Source organism: Streptomyces albidochromogenes (assembly GCF_005981925.1).
Taxonomy (GTDB): domain Bacteria; phylum Actinomycetota; class Actinomycetes; order Streptomycetales; family Streptomycetaceae; genus Streptomyces; species Streptomyces albidochromogenes.
The window spans coordinates 1-595 of record NZ_VBVX01000725.1 but is presented as its reverse complement, the minus strand read 5'-3'; the positions used below and the strand labels follow the sequence as shown (position 1 = coordinate 595).

At 69.2% G+C, this 595-nt stretch carries 1 protein-coding gene and 1 pseudogene; both read right to left on the bottom strand.

Annotated features, from left to right (window positions below; genetic code table 11):
- Positions 1 to 307, bottom strand: a pseudogene (locus tag E2E34_RS34950) (acetoin utilization protein AcuC); the annotation flags it as partial.
- Positions 276 to 595 (bottom strand): MFS transporter (locus tag E2E34_RS34945; RefSeq protein ID WP_138905795.1); only part of this gene is annotated, 320 nt, incomplete at its 5' end. The pseudogene E2E34_RS34950 and the gene E2E34_RS34945, both read right to left, overlap by 32 nt.

Sequence of the window (595 nt, the reverse complement as noted above, 5' to 3'; positions counted from 1 at the left end):
GCGCGGACGCCTCGTGCATCCCGGCAAAGGCCGGATCGTCGAGGGTCCCGAGCCCGTACGACTGGTCCGCCCTTCGAGGATCCGCCGAAGCCGCCCGCACCGCCGCCACATAGTCCTCGCGGTGCACGAGCCGCAGCGTCGAGTCCCCCGCGGCCGGCGCAGCGACCACGTCCACGGCCTGGTCGAGCCCGTACGCCCGTACGAGCCCCATGGTCAGGGCGAGCCTGACCGGGTCCATCGGGTGGCTCGCCCCGAAGTCGTAACCCGTAACCGCGTCATCCCACATCAACCGTGCGCGCCCGCTCATGCCCGCCACCGTATCGGTCGCTCCCGGAGGCGAACGACCGGGCGTACACCAGCGTCACCAGCACCAGAACCATCGGCACGAGCATCGCCCCGCGATAACTCCACACGTCGCCGAGCGCCCCCACCAACGGTGCACCCACCAGAAAACCCACATAGTTGAACACATTCAGCCGGGCCACCGCCGCGTCACTCGCCGCCTCCGGGAAGATCCGCCCCGCCGCCGCGAAGGTCTGCGGCACGATCACACACAGCCCGAACCCGAGCATCGTGCTGTCTCTTATACACCTCT